The following is an 18,257-nucleotide window of genomic DNA, read 5'->3' on the forward strand; positions in this document are numbered from 1 at the left end:
ACCTATTTCTAGATGCCAGGATAATGCCGAAAAAGGAAGGAAGGGCTGAAAATCAATACTGAAGACGTTATGGTTTAAGATAAGTATGCCGCTGTGGCTAATAGATATAAGAAACCACTAACGATTTGAGCCGTAATATTTATTTATCTCTCGCTGTATTTGCACTCTTGCCGTTGGCAGGCGGTACTGCCAGCGCGCAATCGTCATTTATTCACCAGGCGGAAAACCCTTTCGATAACAATAGTGATGGCTTGCCCGATCTTGGTATGGCGCCGGAGTCGCGGGCAGGCGAAAAGCACTTTGCCGAAATGGTCAAAGCGTTTGGTGAAGCCAGCATGACCGATAACGGGCTTGATACCGGTGAACAGGCGAAGCAGTTTGCGTTTGGCCAGGTGCGCGACAGGGTCAGCGAACAGGTGAATCAGCAACTGGAATCCTGGCTCTCTCCCTGGGGAAACGCCAGCGTCGGGTTGCAGGTGGATAACGAAGGCAGCTTTACCGGGAGTCGGGGAAGTTGGTTTATACCGTGGCAGGATAATCAACGTTATCTTACCTGGAGCCAGTTGGGGCTGACGCAACAGGACGGAGGCCTGGTCAGTAATGCGGGGATTGGGCAGCGCTGGGTTCGTGACGGTTGGTTACTGGGTTACAACACCTTTTATGACAACCTGCTGGATGAGAATCTGCCTCGGGGAGGCGTGGGGGCGGAAGCGTGGGGTGAATACCTCCGTTTATCTGCTAATTACTATCAACCGTTGTCCTCTTGGCAGGATCGTTTTGCAACTCAAGAACAACGGATGGCCCGGGGATACGACCTGACCGCGCAAATGCGCATGCCGTTCTATCAACATCTCAATACCAGCGTCAGCGTGGAGCAGTATTTTGGCGACCAGGTGGATCTGTTTCATTCCGGAACCGGGTACCACAATCCTGTGGCGGTGAATCTGGGATTGAGCTATACGCCGGTGCCGCTGATCACCGTGACAGCACAGCATAAGCAGGGTGAAAATGGCGTCAGTCAGAATAACCTCGGATTAACGTTAAATTACCGTTTTGGCGTGCCGCTAAAAAAACAGCTGATGGTAAGCGAGGTGGCAAACAGCCGATCGCTGCGCGGCAGTCGTTATGACGATCCACAACGTAACAATCTGCCGACGCTGGAGTATCGCCAGCGTAAAACACTGTCGGTATTTTTGGCCACGCCGCCCTGGGATCTCAAGCCTGGTGAGACGGTGGCGTTGAAGGTGCAGGTGCGTAGTTTGCATGGGATCCGTCGTCTGGCATGGCAGGGTGATACTCAGGCGTTGAGCTTAACGGCGGGCAGCAATAGCCGAAGCGCTCAGGGTTGGACGATTATTATGCCGAAGTGGGACAACAGAGAAGGTGCGACAAACCGCTGGCGGTTGTCTGTGGTGGTAGAAGATGAGCAGGGCCAGCGTGTCTCTTCCAATGAGATCACGCTATCACTGACCGAACCGTTTATTACCGTTTCGGAAAATGATCCTCGTTAACAATGACGCATGAGCGCGTTATCAGAAAATGCGTTCCTGGTGCACCCATACCGCGGCTTCAACGCGTGATTTGAGCTTCATTTTCTTCAGCATATGCTTCACGTGAACTTTTACTGTGCTTTCGGTGATGTCGAGGCGGCGGGCGATCATCTTATTAGGCAGACCCTGGGCGATGAGTTTAAGAATATCGCGTTCGCGCGGCGTCAGTTGAGTAACATCACGGTCGGATGTTGCGCGATTGGCGCGCAGGCTGGCGGCCAGAACCGGGGTTAAGGCTTCGCTCAGCACCATTTCACCAGCGGCAGCCTGCTGCAATGCTTTCAGTAAATCTTCCGGCTCCATATCTTTCAGCAGGTAACCGTCGGCACCACGCTTCAGTGCGGTAACCACATCTTCTTCATGATTGGATACGCTAAACACAACGATACGGCCCGACAGTGATTTTTCACGCAGCTTATCGAGGGTTTCCAGACCGTTCATGCCGGGCATGTTGAGATCAAGCAGGATCAGATCGGGATCAAGGGATTCAGCCAGCTCGATACCCTGCTCACCATTGCTGGCTTCGCCGACAACGGTAATATCGGGCGCCATGCTGACAAGCTGTTTTACACCGGTTCTCAGCATCGGATGATCGTCGATCAACAGGATAGTTGCCGGTTCCAGATTACTCATGGGTATCTCCTTGGACTTCTGTGAAGTTTGTTTCGGGAATAAAAGTGACAGCAACTTCAGTACCGCCCGTCTCGCGACGGCGTACGCGGCAATCGCCGCGCAAGCTCTGCGCGCGGTCGCGCATTATTATCATGCCGTAGTGGTTACTGCGTTCGGCGTTTTCCGGTACGCCGCAGCCGTTATCTTGCACTGTCAGTTTGACCTGCTTGCCATTTTGCACCACCGTCACGACCACTTCATTGGCCTGAGAGTGTTTCAGTGCGTTGCTCAGGGCTTCGCGCGCAATTTGTAGCAGGTGAATCGCCTGATGCGAAGGGACCAGGCGTGGCGGTAGCTGATAATCCAGCTTAACCGTAAATCCAAAACGGGCGCTGTACTCCTGACAGCTGGCTTCCAGCGCCGGTCGTAATCCAGGTTCCGTGAGCTGTAAACGGAAGGTGGTTAACAGTTCTCGCAGTTGTGCCCATGAAGCATTTAGCTCGTTACGAATCTGGCTGAGCAACTCGCGACAGTTATCTGAAAGTGCATCGCCCTGCATCTGTAAACAGCTAACCTGCATCTTCATACAAGAGAGCGATTGTGCAATAGAATCATGAAGTTCGCGCGCAATGGTGGCACGCTCTTCCATCACAATCAACTGCTGTTGACGCTCCTGATGCCTGTCGAGCGCAAGCGTTGCGGTCAGTTGCTCAACCAGAGTATCAACCAACTGCTGCTGATCGTGGCTGAGATGGCGTCCGTTCGGCAAGGTGGCGAGCAGAATACCATACTGGGTATGCGCGTCGGTCAGCCGCCATTTCAATGTAATCCCGCCGTCAATCGCGGGCAGCGTTCCGCGAGGACACAGATGGCAACCTTTCTCATCACAGCTGGCATTTGACTGACAGGTAAATTCCTGATGATTGTCTTCATCTTCCAGGTCGTAAACCCGGAGCTCAATATCATGCAGCAAGGTCAAATTTTGCAAACCATTCAGTACCGGAGAGAGGCGTTCGCACAACGGCACCTGAGAGTGCAGGCGGCGGTTAGCTTGCCACAGGAAAGAAAGAATCTGATTTTTGTGCTCCAGCCCCGCCGTTTTCTCCTGTACTCGCTGTTCCAGCACAGCGTAACTTTCGGCCAGTTCTTCCGACATATTATTTAGCGCCGAACCCAGAGCCGCCATCTCATTACGACCGCTGATATGCGCGCGTTGGGTAAAATCACGCTGGCTGACGGCTCGCGCCATCGACAGCAGCTGTTTCCACGGCTCTAACAGGCGCACGCGCAGCCAGATAATGGTGAAAACCAGCAGCAATGCCATAAATACGGCCATCAGGCGATGCAGCAGGACGACGCGTTCAATGCGTAATTCGGTGGTATGGTCAAAGGCGGTGACCAATTTATCCAGTCCGCCCACAAAGCGCGTCACATCCTGCGCTACCGCATCAGGCGTTTGCGCATGCGCAAGTCCCGGCGCAAGTTCAGTGTGCCAGTAATCCTGTAATGCTTTTAACTGCGCCTGTTGTCCGTCTCGTTTTGCGGCCCGCGTCAACTCCGGGCTAAACGCCGTTTGCTCCATTTCATCCAGTAGCGGTTGATCGCTAGCGTCCAGTGGTACGGCAGCCAGCAGGCGATAACTCTGCATGCGCAGCGATCCCGCTTTGTTGATTGCATGGGCGCTACCCTGAACGCCCTGAACCAGCCAGCCGGAGACAGCCATACCCGCCACGCCGATGGCTGTGGACAATAAAACAATCAGCGCCACCTGGTTGACCAGCGTAAGCGGGGAGAGACAACGTTTAAACATGGTGACTTGTTCCTTCGGGTTTTCGTCGAACAGAAAACCTTATTGAATGACGATTCTGCTGCAGGCAGTGGCGTTATTCTCGGCGATACACTGGAGTATACCCATACCTCAAACGGGCTACCTCTTAATTGCCAGTTGAGGGAGAGATCCTGGGCGACGGGGAGTAGGGGGCGACAGAAGCGTGAAAAACCACATCTTTTTTACCGAAGTTATGTACTCATTAAGGGTAATAATAAATTTTAGGCATGAATAATGACACCTTTTCCTTTGATTTATATCAACTTACCTCCAGCTGTAAACCCTAATGTTGCAGGCATCGAAACAAGTATCAGAGGTGTCTATGAGTCACTCATCTGCCCCGGAAAGGGCATCTGGAGCTGTAATTACCGAATGGCGGCCGGAAGATCCCGCCTTTTGGCAGCAGCGTGGTCAACGAATCGCCAGCCGTAACCTGTGGATTTCCGTCCCTTGCTTGCTGCTGGCGTTTTGCGTGTGGATGTTATTTAGCGCCGTGGCGGTGAACTTACCGAAAGTCGGATTTGATTTCACCACTGAACAGCTGTTCATGCTGACGGCATTACCTTCGGTGTCCGGCGCGCTGCTGCGTGTTCCGTACTCCTTTATGGTCCCCCTGTTTGGTGGACGTCGCTGGACGGCATTTAGCACCGGCATCCTGATCATTCCTTGCGTATGGTTAGGTTTTGCGGTGCAGGATACCTCCACGCCGTTTAGTACCTTTATTATTATCTCCCTGCTGTGCGGCTTCGCTGGTGCGAACTTTGCGTCCAGTATGGCAAACATCAGCTTCTTCTTTCCAAAACAGAAACAGGGCGGCGCGCTGGGTCTGAACGGTGGCCTGGGCAACATGGGCGTCAGCGTGATGCAGCTGGTCGCGCCGCTGGTGGTTTCATTGTCAATCTTTGCCGCATTTGGTAGCCACGGGGTTGAACAACCGGATGGTACACAGCTGTATCTGGCAAACGCCGCATGGATTTGGGTGCCGTTCCTCGCTATTTTCACGCTGGCCGCATGGTTCGGTATGAACGAACTGGCAACCTCCAAAGCCTCGCTGAAAGAGCAATTGCCGGTGCTGAAACGCGGGCATTTGTGGATTATGAGCCTGCTGTATCTGGCGACCTTCGGTTCCTTTATCGGTTTCTCTGCCGGTTTCGCGATGCTGTCGAAAACGCAGTTCCCTGAGGTGCAGATCCTGCATTACGCCTTCTTTGGCCCGTTCATTGGTGCGTTGGCGCGTTCTGCGGGTGGCGCAATCTCTGACCGTCTGGGCGGGACCCGCGTCACGCTGGTGAACTTTATTCTGATGGCTATTTTCAGTGCCTTACTGTTCCTGACGCTGCCATCAAACGGTGTCGGCGGCAACTTTATCGCCTTCTTTGCGGTATTCCTGGCATTGTTCCTGACGGCTGGTCTGGGGAGTGGTTCAACCTTCCAGATGATCTCTGTAATCTTTCGCAAACTGACGATGGACAGAGTAAAAGCTGAAGGTGGTTCAGAGGAGAAAGCGATGCGCGAGGCGGCAACCGATACGGCGGCAGCGTTGGGCTTTATCTCTGCTATTGGTGCGATCGGCGGCTTCTTTATCCCGAAAGCATTTGGCACGTCCCTGGCATTAACCGGTTCTCCGGTCGGTGCGATGAAAGTATTTCTGATCTTCTATGTCGCTTGTGTGGTTATCACCTGGGCGGTATACGGACGTCATTCTAAAAAGTAAAAAAGTGGTATACACAAAATCATTCTAACTGCATCAAGGCGGCAAGTGAGAAATCCCCAGGAGCTAACAGAAGTAAGTGACTGGGGAGAACGAGCGCAGCCAACGCGAAGCAGTTTGAAGGATGAAGTGTAAGTTGATTATCCATTGCGCGGTGTTAGACCGCGCTTTTTTTTTGTCTGTAATTAGTTACAACATACTTTTGTATTGTGGCATGACAACAGCCTGTGAGAACGGCGTACGCAACATGCTAAGCAGGGGGGATACCCCTTAATACCCACTTATAAAGAATTTAACATTTGCATGATAATTGAATTATTAAAAATCCTTTAAATTCAATTTATTACGTTAAATATCAATATCCCACTTTGGGGGTATGTAAAAACCAACCCTCATTTTTCATCCCTGCCTGCCTTGATCGTTATCAATTCTCACGCCCTTTCAGAGCGTTACCTTCGCTCTCAATCAAGCAATGTCGATTTATCAGAGAGCCGTCAGGCTCCTACAGGAGAAAACCGATGAGTAAATTCCTGGACCGGTTTCGCTACTTCAAGCAGAAGGGCGAAACCTTTGCCGATGGGCATGGCCAGCTTCTCAATACCAACAGGGACTGGGAGGACGGATACCGCCAGCGTTGGCAGCATGACAAAATCGTGCGTTCAACCCACGGGGTAAACTGCACTGGCTCATGCAGCTGGAAAATCTATGTGAAAAATGGTCTGGTGACCTGGGAAACCCAGCAAACCGATTATCCGCGTACCCGTCCGGACCTGCCAAACCACGAGCCTCGTGGTTGCCCTCGTGGTGCAAGCTATTCCTGGTATCTCTACAGCGCTAACCGTCTGAAATACCCGCTGATGCGCAAACGCCTGATGAAAATGTGGCGTGAAGCGAAAAGACTGCACAGCGATCCGGTAGACGCATGGGCCTCCATCATCGAAGACGCCGATAAAGCAAAAAGCTTCAAACAAGCGCGTGGTCGTGGTGGTTTCGTGCGTTCTTCCTGGCAGGAAGTGAATGAGCTGATTGCCGCTTCTAACGTTTACACCGTTAAAACCTACGGTCCTGACCGCGTGGCGGGCTTCTCGCCGATCCCTGCGATGTCGATGGTTTCCTACGCCTCCGGTGCACGATATCTGTCGCTGATTGGCGGCACCTGCCTGAGCTTCTACGATTGGTACTGTGACTTGCCGCCTGCGTCTCCGCAGACCTGGGGTGAGCAGACTGACGTTCCGGAATCTGCCGACTGGTATAACTCCAGCTACATCATCGCCTGGGGTTCCAACGTTCCGCAGACCCGTACCCCAGATGCGCACTTCTTCACGGAAGTTCGCTACAAAGGGACTAAAACGGTCGCCATCACCCCGGATTACGCCGAAATCGCCAAACTCTGCGATCTGTGGCTGGCTCCGAAGCAGGGCACCGATGCCGCAATGGCGCTGGCAATGGGCCACGTCATGCTGCGCGAGTTCCACCTTGATAACCCGAGCCAATACTTCACCGACTACGTGCGTCGTTACACCGACTTCCCGATGCTGGTGATGCTCGAAGAGCGTGACGGGTATTATGCGGCGGGTCGTATGCTGCGTGCCGCCGATCTGGTTGACTCCCTGGGTCAGGAAAATAATCCAGAGTGGAAAACTGTTGCCATCAATACCGACGGCGAAATGGTTGCGCCAAACGGTTCAATTGGTTTCCGTTGGGGTGAAAAAGGTAAATGGAACCTTGAACAGCGCGACGGCACGTCCGGTAACGAAACCGAACTGCAGCTCAGCCTGTTGGGCAGCCAGGACGACATCGCTGAAGTCGGCTTCCCGTATTTTGGCGGCGAAGGCACCGAGCACTTTAGCAAAGTTGAACTGGAAAATGTTCTGCTGCACAAACTGCCGGTAAAACGCCTGCAACTGGCAGATGGCAGCACCGCGCTGGTGACCACCGTTTACGATCTGACCATGGCCAACTACGGTCTGGAACGCGGTCTGAACGATGAAAACTGCGCCTCCAGCTACGACGATATCAAAGCGTATACCCCGGCATGGGCAGAGAAAATCACTGGCGTATCGCGCGCTCAGATCGTGCGTATTGCCCGTGAATTTGCCGATAACGCAGATAAAACGCACGGCCGCTCAATGATTATTGTCGGCGCGGGTCTGAACCACTGGTACCACCTCGATATGAACTATCGTGGTCTGATTAACATGCTGGTGTTCTGCGGCTGCGTCGGTCAGAGCGGCGGCGGCTGGGCGCACTACGTGGGCCAGGAAAAACTGCGTCCGCAGACCGGCTGGCAGCCGCTGGCGTTTGCCCTTGACTGGCAGCGTCCGGCGCGTCACATGAACAGTACGTCCTACTTCTATAACCACTCCAGCCAATGGCGCTATGAGACGGTTACGGCACAGGAACTGCTGTCCCCGATGGCAGACAAATCCCGCTATAGTGGCCATTTGATTGACTTTAACGTACGCGCTGAACGTATGGGCTGGTTGCCATCTGCGCCGCAATTGGGTACTAACCCGCTGTACATTGCGCGTGAGGCGGAAAAAGTCGGGATGACACCGGTGGATTACACCGTTAAATCTCTGAAGGAAGGTTCTATTCGCTTTGCGGCTGAACAACCAGAGAACGGTAAAAACCATCCGCGTAACCTGTTTATCTGGCGTTCTAACCTGCTCGGCTCTTCCGGTAAAGGCCACGAGTACATGCTGAAGTATCTGCTGGGTACTGAACATGGTATTCAGGGGCTGGATCTGGGTAAACAGGGGGGCGTGAAGCCAGAAGAAGTGGAATGGCAGGATAACGGACTGGACGGCAAGCTGGATCTGGTCGTCACCCTGGACTTCCGTCTGTCGAGCACCTGTCTGTACTCCGACATCGTGCTGCCGACCGCCACCTGGTATGAAAAAGACGATATGAATACCTCGGATATGCATCCGTTTATTCACCCGTTGTCTGCCGCCGTTGACCCAGCCTGGGAATCGAAGAGCGACTGGGAAATCTACAAGGCTATCGCCAAGAAATTCTCTGAAGTTTGCGTGGGTCACCTTGGCAAAGAAACCGACGTAGTGACGTTGCCTATCCAGCACGACTCGGCCGCCGAACTGGCGCAGCCGTTGGATGTTAAAGACTGGAAGAAAGGCGAATGCGATCTGATTCCAGGCGTTACCGCGCCGCACATCATGACAGTTGAGCGTGATTACCCGGCAACCTACGAACGCTTCACGTCCATCGGCCCACTGATGGATAAAGTCGGGAACGGCGGGAAAGGGATTGCCTGGAACACCCAGAGCGAAATGGACCTGCTGCGTAAGCTCAACTACACCAAGGCTGAAGGCCCGGCAAAAGGCCAGCCGATGCTGAATACGGCGATTGATGCCGCTGAGATGATCCTCACCTTGGCACCGGAAACCAACGGTCAGGTGGCGGTGAAAGCCTGGGCGGCGCTGAGTGAATTTACCGGCCGTGACCATACGCATCTGGCGCTGAATAAAGAAGACGAGAAAATCCGCTTCCGCGATATTCAGGCGCAGCCGCGCAAAATTATCTCCAGCCCGACCTGGTCAGGACTGGAAGATGAACATGTTTCTTACAACGCTGGTTACACCAACGTTCACGAGCTGATCCCATGGCGTACGCTGACTGGTCGCCAGCAGCTGTATCAGGATCATCAGTGGATGCGAGACTTCGGTGAAAGCCTGCTGGTTTACCGCCCACCAATTGATACTCGTTCGGTGAAAGAGGTGATGGGCGAGAAATCAAATGGTAACCCTGAAAAAGCGCTCAACTTCCTGACGCCACACCAGAAGTGGGGTATCCACTCCACCTACAGCGATAACCTGCTGATGCTGACGTTAGGCCGCGGCGGTCCGATCGTGTGGATGAGCGAAGCGGATGCGAAAGATCTGGGTATCGAGGATAACGACTGGATCGAAGTCTTTAACAGTAACGGGGCACTCACCGCCCGTGCGGTTGTGAGTCAACGTGTCCCGGCCGGGATGACCATGATGTACCACGCCCAGGAACGTATTGTGAATATTCCGGGGTCGGAGATTACCGAGCAGCGCGGCGGGATCCATAACTCGGTGACCCGTATCACACCGAAACCGACGCACATGATTGGTGGTTATGCCCACCTGGCCTACGGCTTTAACTACTACGGCACCGTAGGTTCGAACCGTGATGAGTTCGTGGTGGTTCGTAAGATGAAGAACATTGACTGGTTGGATGGCGAAGGCAATGACCAGGTACAGGAGAGCGTAAAATGAAAATTCGTTCACAAGTCGGCATGGTGCTGAATCTCGATAAGTGCATCGGTTGCCACACCTGTTCAGTAACCTGTAAAAACGTCTGGACCAGCCGTGAAGGTGCGGAGTATGCCTGGTTTAACAACGTTGAAACCAAACCGGGTACTGGCTTCCCCACTGATTGGGAAAACCAGGAAAAATGGAAGGGCGGTTGGATCCGTAAGATCAACGGTAAACTGGTGCCGCGCATGGGTAACAAAGCGCTGCTGCTGGGCAAAATTTTTGCTAACCCGCATTTGCCAGGTATTGATGACTACTACGAACCGTTTGACTTCGATTACCAGACTCTGCACAACACCCCGGCAGACAGCAAAGCGCAGCCGATTGCCCGCCCGCGCTCGCTGATCACCGGTCAGCGTATGGATAAAATCACCAAAGGTCCGAACTGGGAAGATGACCTCGGCGGTGAGTTCGAGAAGCTGGCGAAAGACAAAAATTTCGAGAACATGCAGAAGGCGATGTACGGTCAGTTCGAAAACACCTTCATGATGTATTTGCCGCGTCTGTGCGAGCACTGCCTTAACCCGGCGTGCGTGGCGACTTGCCCGAGCGGTGCCATCTACAAGCGTGAAGAAGATGGCATCGTGCTGATCGATCAGGACAAATGCCGCGGCTGGCGTATGTGCATCACCGGTTGCCCGTATAAAAAAATCTACTTCAACTGGAAGAGCGGTAAGTCAGAGAAGTGCATTTTCTGCTATCCACGTATTGAAGCCGGTCAGCCGACCGTGTGCTCCGAAACCTGCGTCGGTCGTATCCGTTACCTCGGCGTACTGCTGTATGACGCGGATGCGATTGAAAGCGCGGCAAGCACCGAGCATGAGAAAGATCTGTACCAGCGTCAACTGGACGTGTTCCTCGATCCGAACGATCCGGCTGTTATTGAACAGGCGCTGAAAGATGGTATTCCGCTGAGCGTTATCGATGCCGCACAGCAGTCTCCGGTTTATAAAATGGCGATGGACTGGAAGTTGGCGCTGCCGCTGCATCCGGAATACCGCACATTGCCGATGGTTTGGTACGTGCCGCCATTGTCACCGATTCAGTCTGCCGCCGATGCGGGCGAGCTGGGCAGCAACGGTATACTGCCGGACGTTGACAGTCTGCGTATCCCGGTTCAGTACCTGGCGAACCTGCTGACCGCAGGCGATACTCAGCCGGTGCTGTTGGCGCTGAAACGTATGCTGGCAATGCGTCACTACAAACGTACGGAAACCGTTGACGGTAAAGTCGATACCCGTGCGCTGGAAGAGGTGGGCTTGAGCGAAGCGCAGGCACAGGAAATGTATCGTTATCTGGCGATCGCGAACTACGAAGATCGTTTCGTGGTACCGAGCAGCCATCGTGAACTGGCGCGTGACGCGTTCCCGGAGAAAAGCGGTTGTGGCTTTACCTTCGGTGACGGTTGCCACGGTTCTGATACTAAATTCAATCTGTTCAACAGCCGCCGCATCGACGCTGTCGATGTGACCAGCAAAACGGAGCCGCACCAATGATTGAACTCGTCATTGTTTCGCGTTTGCTCGAGTACCCGGATGCTGCCCTGTGGCAGCATCAGCAGGAACTTTTCGATGCACTCGCGTCATCTGAGAACCTGGATAAAGAGGATGCCCAGACTCTGGGCGTTTTCCTGCGCGATCTAATCGCGCAAGACGTGCTGGATGTGCAGGCAAGTTACAGCGAACTGTTTGATCGTGGCCGTGCCACCTCGCTGCTGCTGTTTGAACATGTACACGGTGAATCCCGCGATCGCGGTCAGGCGATGGTTGACCTGATGGCACAGTATGAACAGCACGGTTTGCAGCTCGACAGCCGCGAACTTCCCGATCATCTGCCGTTGTATCTGGAATATCTTGCGCAACTGCCGAAAAGCGAAGCGCTAGGTGGCTTGCAGGATATTGCGCCGATCCTGGCTTTGCTCAGCGCTCGTTTGCAGCAGCGTGGAAGCCGTTATGCAGTGCTGTTCGATTTGCTGTTAAAACTGGCGAATACCGTTATCGACAGCGATAAAGTGGCTGAAAAAATTGCGGATGAAGCCCGTGATGATACTCCACAAGCGCTGGATGCGGTCTGGGAAGAAGAGCAGGTAAAATTCTTCGCCGATCAGGGGTGTGGCGAGTCGGAAATCTCCGCTCACCAGCGTCGTTTTGCCGGGGCCGTTGCGCCGCAGTATCTGAATATCACCACCGGAGGACAGCACTAATGCACTTCCTGAATACGTTCTTCTTTGACATCTATCCGTACATCGCGGGTTCTGTCTTTCTGATCGGCAGTTGGCTGCGTTATGACTACGGGCAGTATACATGGCGTGCGGCCTCCAGTCAGATGCTGGATCGCAAAGGGATGAACCTGGCGTCAAACCTGTTTCACATTGGGATCCTGGGGATTTTTGCCGGGCACTTCTTGGGTATGTTAACGCCACACTGGATGTATGAAGCGTGGCTGCCGCTTGAAGTGAAACAAAAGATGGCGATGTTCGCGGGTGGCGCTAGCGGCGTAATGTGTCTGATTGGCGGTGTACTGCTGCTGAAACGTCGTTTGTTCAGCCCACGAGTGCGGGCTACCACCACCGGAGCGGATATTCTGATCCTCTCTCTGTTGGTTATCCAGTGTGCGCTGGGTCTGCTGACCATTCCGTTCTCCGCCCAGCATATGGACGGCAGCGAGATGATGAAGCTGGTGAACTGGGCGCAGACAGTGGTGACCTTCCATGGCGGAGCGTCTCAGTATCTGGATGGCGTCGCATTTATTTTCCGTGTGCACCTTGTGCTGGGTATGACGCTGTTCCTGTTGTTTCCATTCTCGCGTCTGGTACACATCTGGAGCGTCCCGGTCGAATATCTGACACGCAAATACCAGATTGTTCGTGCACGTCACTAATCGTATTTCTGTGAAAGATAAAACCCTGCTTCGGCGGGGTTTTTTTATGCCTGTTTGCCGGATGGCGGCGCAAGCGCCTTATCCAGCCTACGCAGGTTTAAGCGAGCGCCGTAGGCCTGCGTAGTGCATCAGGCAATTTGTGGGCATGTGTCGAGTTTGTAGGTCTGATAAGCACAGCGCATCAGGCAAATAAAGGGCATTGCAGATTGATTTTGTGTTGGTGCTTTATGAAGTGATGGTGGTGGGGGAAGGATTACTCAGCGCTGCGCGCTTCGCCCTTCGCCCTTCGGGTCGTTGCCTGCGGCAACGCTTTCTCGCTAACACTCGAATCGAACCCTGGTCGAAGCTTCTCATCCTTCCCGCATAGGAAGAATATGAGGCATTGCAGATTGATTATGTGTTGGTGCTTTATGAAGTGATGGTGGTGGGGGAAGGATTCGAACCTTCGAAGTCGATGACGGCAGATTTACAGTCTGCTCCCTTTGGCCGCTCGGGAACCCCACCAGGGGTATACTAATTTTGTGAATCTAAAAGAATGAATGGTGGTGGGGGAAGGATTCGAACCTTCGAAGTCGATGACGGCAGATTTACAGTCTGCTCCCTTTGGCCGCTCGGGAACCCCACCACGGGGTAATGCTAATTACTGGCCTGCTTCCGTTGGAAGCGGGGCGCATCATATCAAATGATGCGCCCCTGTAAAGCATTCCGTTGATAAAAAAGAACTGGTTGCCTGATTTTTACACGTAAAGATGTAAAGGTAACCAATTAACTTATCAATCGATTACAGAATAATCGTTCGGTTACCGTAAACAAAGACGCGCTGAGCCAGAACCTGATACAGCGCACGGCTTAAAACATTTTTTTCAACGTCGCGACCCGCACGCATCATATCTTCGGCAGTGTAAGTGTGATCAACATGGATCACGTCCTGCATAATGATTGGCCCTTCATCAAGGTTATCATTTACGTAGTGGGCCGTCGCGCCGATGATTTTCACGCCGCGCTCATAAGCTTGATGGTACGGGCGAGCACCAATGAATGCTGGCAGGAATGAATGGTGAATATTGATAATTTTATTTGGGAAGCGTGAAACAAATGTCGGGGTCAGAACGCGCATGTATTTAGCCAACACGACATAGTCCGGCTGGTGGGCGTCGATAGCGTCAGCCATTTTCTGATCATGTTCGTCACGTGTTAAACCTTCATGGCTGACCAGCTCAAACGGAATATCAAACCGTTCAACCAGAGGACGCAACGTCTCGTGATTGCCGATCACCGCGGCGATTTCAACATCCAGCCCGCCATAATTGGCCTTCATTAACAGATCGCCCAGGCAATGCGCTTCCTTAGTGACCAAAATGACGATGCGGCGGCGGCCTGCTGGGGTTAATTCACGAATTGAGCCTTCAGGTAAGGCGCTGTCCAGATCGGCAAGCAGCGTGACGTCGTTAAAAATGCCCTCAAGTTCGGTGCGCATAAAAAAGCGTCCGGTGCGGTGGTCCACAAACTCATTGTTTTGCACGATGTTCAGTTCATGCTTGTAACAGATATTCGTAATGCGCGCGATCAGACCTTTTTGGTCCGGGCAAATAGTACGCAGCACTTTTCTTTGTAATGAATGCATTTGCAGCGGTGATCCTGTTGAGAATGTTTGCAAAATTGATACTGTCGGCGTTGATTAGCCGCAGCACTTTTTAAATTTTTTACCGGAGCCACAAGGGCAGGTATCGTTTCGTCCAATTTGAGGGCGTGTACCGTCTATATAGTACCACTGACCGTTTTCTTTTAAAAAACGAGAGCGCTCGATAATTGCACCTGTTTTACCTTGTTCAGAAAACCGCGCGACAAAACTGACATAGCCGGTATTTTCTGTGTCTGCCGTCTCTTGTTCAAAAACGGTCAGTCCGAGCCATTCTGTATGACTAAATCCTGCGATAATGTCGTCGCGAAACGAGGCCGCATGACAATCTGGATGCCAGGTCCTGATAAGGTAATCTGCGTCTTTCATCACAAAAGCACAGTAACGAGAACGCATGAGGTGTGACGGCGTAGGTGCTACTTGCGCGCCGGACACATAACGGTAGCAACATAGGCTATACTCGACAGCGCTACCACAGGGACAAAGCTGAGACACAAAGTACTCCCTGGAATATAAAAACGGCGTAAAAACGCCAGAGTGGCACTATGTTAACTGAGCGGTAGCGATGTTGCTACGTCTGCAAGCCAGGGGAAGTTTGTACGTATAATGAGAAAAATAAAAATTGGGCTGGCGCTAGGTTCCGGCGCGGCGCGAGGTTGGTCGCATATTGGGGTTATTAAAGCCCTTAAGCATATGGGCATCGATGTTGATATCGTGGCAGGGTGCTCCATCGGTTCGCTGGTTGGCGCTGCCTACGCCTGCAATAAGTTACCTGCTCTTGAAAAGTGGGTATGTTCTTTCAGCTATTGGGATGTTTTACGGCTGATGGATCTCTCGTGGCGCAGGGGAGGTTTACTGCGCGGTGAACGGGTATTCAATCAGTACCGTAATGTCATGCCGGTAGAAGCAATTGAGCAATGCACACGCCGTTTCGCAACAGTTGCTACTAATCTGAGTACGGGGCGGGAGCTGTGGTTTACCGAAGGTGATTTGCATCTGGCTGTCCGAGCCTCCTGTAGTATTCCTGGTCTGATGTCTCCCGTGGCGCATAATGGTTACTGGCTGGTCGATGGCGCGGTGGTGAATCCCGTCCCAGTATCCCTGACTCGTGCGTTGGGGGCCGATATTGTTATCGCGGTCGACCTGCAACACGATGCTCATCTCATGCAACAAGATTTACTCTCCTTCAACGTCAATAGCGATGCCGAATCGGGTAATGATGCTGACGAGCTTTCATGGCATGCCCGCCTGAAAGAGCGATTGAGCAACATTACGGCCAGGCGTGCGGTCACGGCACCGACGGCGATGGAGATCATGACGACGTCTATTCAGGTTCTGGAAAATCGTCTGAAACGTAACCGCATGGCCGGCGACCCTCCAGACATACTGATTCAGCCGTTTTGTCCACAAATATCCACGCTGGATTTTCACCGCGCCAGTGCAGCAATTGCTGCCGGGCAGTTGGCGGTCGAGAAGAAAATGGATGAACTTCTACCCCTGGTGAAAACCAACGTCTAACGCATTTTTTATCAACACTTAAGCTAATTCTGACAGGCGTGAGTGGCAATAGCATGCCACTATTTATTAAAGCCAGTCAGGGGGGAGAATATGACGCAGCCATTGGTCGGAAAACAGATTCTTATCGTTGAGGATGAGCCGGTATTTCGCTCACTCATGGACTCATGGTTTTCCTCTTTGGGAGCGACAACGGCGGTGGCTGGCGACGGGCTTGAAGCACTTGAACTACTTGGACACTTCACACCAGACCTGATGATTTGCGATCTGGCTATGCCAAGAATGAACGGCCTCAAACTGGTTGAGTATCTACGCAATCGTGGCGATCAGACCCCGATACTGGTGATTTCTGCGACGGAAAACATGTCCGACATAGCCAAAGCGCTACGACTCGGGGTGGATGATGTCCTATTGAAGCCGGTGAAAGACCTTAATCGCTTGAGAGAAACCGTCTTTGCATGTCTTTATCCCAACATGTTTAATTCACGCGTAGAAGAAGAAGAGCGGCTGTTTCGCGACTGGGATGCGATGGTGGACGATCCTGCCGCCGCCGCGAAGCTGCTAAAAGAATTACAGCCTCCAGTGTCGCAAGTGATTTCGCACTGTCGCATTAACTATCGACAATTGGTAGTAGCCGACCAACCGGGGCTGGTGCTGGATATTGCGCCGCTGTCGGATCATGACCTTGCATTCTATTGCCTTGATGTGACGCGGGCAGGGGATAATGGTGTTTTGGCTGCATTATTATTGCGGGCGCTATTTAATGGTTTACTGCAGGAGCAACTGACACAACAAAATCAGCGCTTGCCGGAGTTAGGTACGTTATTGAAACAGGTAAATCATTTGTTGCGGCAAGCCAATTTACCAGGGCAGTTTCCCTTGCTGGTGGGGTATTACCATAGCGGATTAAAAAATCTGATTCTGGTATCTGCAGGGCTGAATGCGACATTAAATACAGGTTCCCACCAAGTGCAAATCAGCAATGGCGTTCCGCTGGGTACCTTAGGTAATACGTATCTTAATCAGTTGAGCCAACATTGTGAGTCATGGCAATGCCAAATATGGGGGGCGGGAGGGCGCCTGCGCTTGATGTTGTCTGCGGAATGAACAATTGAGAGGCGTGCAAATGAAATTGGTTCACCCTCCCCGTGCTGTGAGTGCTACTATCAGCGCCAGATTTATTCGTATTTATCTTAATTATACCGACGCGCGTCCTTTTCAGACCAGAAGTTTGTCGCTGTACTGATATACTCGGATGCGATACAGAATGATGAACACGTTCAATACATGAACAGTCCAGGAGAGTTTTAAATGGCTGCCCTTAATTCAAAAGTCAAAAAAGCCGTTATCCCAGTTGCGGGATTAGGAACCAGGATGTTACCGGCTACGAAAGCAATCCCGAAAGAGATGCTACCGTTGGTTGATAAGCCATTAATTCAGTACGTCGTAAACGAATGTATTGCTGCGGGCATCACTGAAATTGTACTTGTAACTCACTCGTCTAAAAATTCTATTGAAAACCACTTCGATACCAGCTTTGAACTTGAAGCGATGCTGGAAAAACGTGTAAAACGTCAGCTGCTGGAAGAAGTGCAATCTATTTGCCCGCCGCATGTGACTATTATGCAGGTACGTCAGGGTCTGGCAAAAGGTCTGGGCCACGCAGTATTGTGCGCGCACCCTGTGGTTGGCGATGAACCGGTTGCTGTAATCCTGCCGGACGTAATTCTTGACGAATACGAATCTGATTTATCCCGCGACAACCTTGCCGAAATGATTCATCGCTTTGATGAAACAGGTAGCAGCCAGATTATGGTTGAGCCGGTAGAAGATGTTACGGCTTATGGTGTTGTTGATTGTAAAGGCGTTGAATTATCCCCGGGCGAAAGTGTCCCGATGGTTGGCGTGGTTGAAAAACCAAAAGCTGACGTAGCGCCTTCTAATCTGGCCGTTGTGGGTCGTTACGTTCTTAGTGCCGATATCTGGCCTCTGCTGGCTAAAACGCCTCCGGGAGCGGGTGATGAAATTCAGCTGACAGATGCAATCGATATGCTGATTGAAAAAGAGACGGTTGAAGCTTATCACATGAAGGGCAAAAGCCATGACTGTGGTAATAAACTGGGCTATATGCAGGCGTTCGTCGAATATGGTATTCGCCATAATACTCTCGGCGCTGAATTTAAAGCCTGGCTGGAAGACGAGATGGGTATTAAGAAGTAAC

The 18,257-nt window shown here is 52.2% G+C and carries 13 protein-coding genes, 2 tRNA genes and 1 other RNA gene; 9 read left to right on the forward strand and 7 right to left on the reverse strand.

The window, feature by feature from the left end; genetic code table 11:
• Positions 1 to 125 precede the first annotated feature (125 nt).
• Positions 126 to 1,511, forward strand: a complete 1,386-nt coding sequence (locus tag OGV85_RS17075) for a YchO/YchP family invasin (protein WP_044700186.1) — start codon at positions 126 to 128, stop codon at positions 1,509 to 1,511.
• 21 nt (positions 1,512 to 1,532) lie between these two features.
• On the opposite strand, the gene narL is transcribed toward OGV85_RS17075, so the two are convergent.
• Positions 1,533 to 2,183, reverse strand: a complete 651-nt coding sequence (narL, locus tag OGV85_RS17080; RefSeq protein WP_003020756.1) for a two-component system response regulator NarL — start codon at positions 2,181 to 2,183, stop codon at positions 1,533 to 1,535.
• Positions 2,176 to 3,972, reverse strand: coding sequence for a nitrate/nitrite two-component system sensor histidine kinase NarX (narX, locus tag OGV85_RS17085; protein ID WP_003020754.1), 1,797 nt, complete (start codon positions 3,970 to 3,972; stop codon positions 2,176 to 2,178). The genes narL and narX overlap by 8 nt, the downstream gene beginning before the upstream one ends.
• Positions 3,973 to 4,312: 340 nt before the next feature.
• Between narX and OGV85_RS17090 the strand changes: the two genes are divergently transcribed.
• The 5 genes from OGV85_RS17090 (at position 4,313) to narI (ending at position 12,882) form a co-directional block, all read left to right on the forward strand.
• Entirely contained in the window at positions 4,313 to 5,704 is a 1,392-nt protein-coding gene (locus OGV85_RS17090; protein WP_003020752.1) for a NarK family nitrate/nitrite MFS transporter, read from the forward strand.
• Positions 5,705 to 6,219: 515 nt separating this feature from the next.
• Positions 6,220 to 9,963 (forward strand): nitrate reductase subunit alpha, encoded by a 3,744-nt coding sequence (locus OGV85_RS17095; RefSeq protein ID WP_003841311.1) that lies wholly within the window; start codon positions 6,220 to 6,222, stop codon positions 9,961 to 9,963.
• Positions 9,960 to 11,498 carry a nitrate reductase subunit beta gene (gene narH / locus OGV85_RS17100; protein WP_003020747.1) on the forward strand — a complete coding sequence of 513 codons (1,539 nt, stop codon included), beginning with the start codon at positions 9,960 to 9,962 and terminating at the stop codon, positions 11,496 to 11,498. Before OGV85_RS17095 ends, narH begins: the two co-directional genes overlap by 4 nt.
• On the forward strand, positions 11,495 to 12,205 hold the full coding sequence (gene narJ, locus OGV85_RS17105) for a nitrate reductase molybdenum cofactor assembly chaperone (RefSeq protein WP_003020745.1): 711 nt from the start codon (positions 11,495 to 11,497) through the stop codon (positions 12,203 to 12,205). The genes narH and narJ overlap by 4 nt, the downstream gene beginning before the upstream one ends.
• Positions 12,205 to 12,882, forward strand: coding sequence for a respiratory nitrate reductase subunit gamma (narI, locus tag OGV85_RS17110; RefSeq protein WP_003020743.1), 678 nt, complete (start codon positions 12,205 to 12,207; stop codon positions 12,880 to 12,882). The genes narJ and narI overlap by 1 nt, the downstream gene beginning before the upstream one ends.
• A 236-nt stretch (positions 12,883 to 13,118) precedes the next feature.
• On the opposite strand, the gene OGV85_RS17115 is transcribed toward narI, so the two are convergent.
• The 5 genes from OGV85_RS17115 to OGV85_RS17135 form a co-directional block, all read right to left on the reverse strand.
• Positions 13,119 to 13,257: non-coding RNA, RtT sRNA (locus OGV85_RS17115), on the reverse strand.
• A gap of 44 nt (positions 13,258 to 13,301) precedes the next feature.
• Positions 13,302 to 13,386, reverse strand: a tRNA-Tyr gene (locus OGV85_RS17120).
• A gap of 36 nt (positions 13,387 to 13,422) precedes the next feature.
• Positions 13,423 to 13,507, reverse strand: a tRNA-Tyr gene (locus OGV85_RS17125).
• A 156-nt stretch (positions 13,508 to 13,663) separates the two neighbouring features.
• Positions 13,664 to 14,506, reverse strand: coding sequence for a formyltetrahydrofolate deformylase (purU, locus tag OGV85_RS17130; protein WP_003020737.1), 843 nt, complete (start codon positions 14,504 to 14,506; stop codon positions 13,664 to 13,666).
• A gap of 54 nt (positions 14,507 to 14,560) precedes the next feature.
• Complete coding sequence (locus OGV85_RS17135; protein WP_003020734.1) at positions 14,561 to 15,016, reverse strand: YchJ family protein; 456 nt, start codon at positions 15,014 to 15,016, stop codon at positions 14,561 to 14,563.
• A gap of 111 nt (positions 15,017 to 15,127) precedes the next feature.
• On the opposite strand from OGV85_RS17135, the gene rssA reads away from it, so the two are divergent.
• The 3 genes from rssA to galU all read left to right on the forward strand — a co-directional run bounded on the left by rssA (position 15,128) and on the right by galU (position 18,256).
• Positions 15,128 to 16,039: a patatin-like phospholipase RssA gene (gene rssA, locus OGV85_RS17140; RefSeq protein WP_003020732.1), complete on the forward strand. Its 912-nt coding sequence runs from the start codon at positions 15,128 to 15,130 to the stop codon at positions 16,037 to 16,039.
• A 90-nt stretch (positions 16,040 to 16,129) separates the two neighbouring features.
• Positions 16,130 to 17,143, forward strand: coding sequence for a two-component system response regulator RssB (rssB, locus tag OGV85_RS17145; protein ID WP_003841305.1), 1,014 nt, complete (start codon positions 16,130 to 16,132; stop codon positions 17,141 to 17,143).
• A gap of 204 nt (positions 17,144 to 17,347) precedes the next feature.
• Entirely contained in the window at positions 17,348 to 18,256 is a 909-nt protein-coding gene (galU, locus tag OGV85_RS17150; protein ID WP_003020727.1) for a UTP--glucose-1-phosphate uridylyltransferase GalU, read from the forward strand.
• Position 18,257: the final 1 nt, after the last annotated feature.

Source organism: Citrobacter sp. Cf132, from assembly GCF_030333885.1.
Lineage (GTDB): Bacteria > Pseudomonadota > Gammaproteobacteria > Enterobacterales > Enterobacteriaceae > Citrobacter > Citrobacter freundii.